The organism is Teichococcus deserti (assembly GCF_001982615.1).
GTDB lineage: Bacteria > Pseudomonadota > Alphaproteobacteria > Acetobacterales > Acetobacteraceae > Pseudoroseomonas > Pseudoroseomonas deserti.
Window position 1 is genome coordinate 1 of record NZ_MLCO01000530.1, and the last position, 1050, is coordinate 1050.

Annotated in this window: 1 protein-coding gene; it reads left to right on the forward strand. The window is 76.8% G+C overall.

Annotated elements, in window-relative coordinates:
• Positions 1-222 precede the first annotated feature (222 nt).
• The gene (locus BKE38_RS29800; protein ID WP_131829810.1) at positions 223-1026 is read left to right on the forward strand and encodes a helix-turn-helix domain-containing protein; all 804 of its coding nucleotides are present in this window, start codon (positions 223-225) and stop codon (positions 1024-1026) included.
• Positions 1027-1050 lie beyond the last annotated feature (24 nt).

Genomic DNA, 1050 nt, shown 5'->3' on the forward strand with positions numbered 1-1050 from the left:
CCGCGCCGGCGCGGGGAAGCAGCCGCCGAACGGGTTCCCGCGCTCCAATCGCTTCGGGGCGTGACAGGGAAGGCAGAGGCAGGCCAGGGGAATGAATTCCCCTGGACCCCTTCTTTTTTCTGTCTGGTGGCCTGTCCGCCGCAGGCGGAACGGCCCGGCCGCCGCACGGCCTGCGGGCTTTTCCGCTCGCAGGCGGCCTCGCCGCCGCCTATCAACGGCACCATGGTTTTCGCCCTCGACCAGGCCGAATGGGCCGCCGGCGCCGCGGCCGGACCCGACTACGCCACCGACTGGCACATCCACGACTGCGCCATGCTGCTGCTGCCCCGGCGCGGCGCTCTGCTGGTCGAGCTCGAAGGCCAGCGCGCCGCTTCCCCCCTCCGCCCCGGCGAAGCCCTGCTGGTCAGCCCCGGCCATGGCCACCGCACCCGCGCCGGCGACGCCGCCCACCGCCACATCGTGCTCTATGCCCCCGCCGACCGCCTCGGCCGCTGGCTGCAGGGACGGCCATGGCGGCGCGGCCTGCTGCCCGCCGCCATGGCGCCGCTGCTGGCCTATCGCGACGCCCTGGCCGACGATGCCGGCCGCGCCCGCCTGGCCGACCGCCTGCTGCTGGAAGAAGCCGCCGCCACCGGCCCCGACCCCGCGCCGGCGGAGCACGGCGCTGACCTGGCCCAGGCCATCGCCCGCCACCTCTCGTCCCATCTCCAGGCGCCGCAGCCGCTCGACGCGCTCGCCGCCCGCTTCGGCCTGTCGCGCCGCCAGATGACCCGGCTGTTCCAGCGCCATCACGGCCGCAGCATCGCCGACCACCTCGGCGCCCTGCGCGTGCAGGAGGCGGCGCGCCGCATCGCCGCCGGCCAGGCCGTGCTCGCCGCCGCCCATGCGGTGGGGCTGGCCTCGCCCTCGCATCTGGCGCGGCTGTTCCGCCGCCATGCCGGCCACGCCCCGTCCCAAGCCCGCTCCCTCGCCCGCTCCCACGCCCGCTCCCTGGCCCGATCCCTGGCCCGATCCGGCGCGGATTGAGGCCCGATCAGGCGCGCGCGCGCC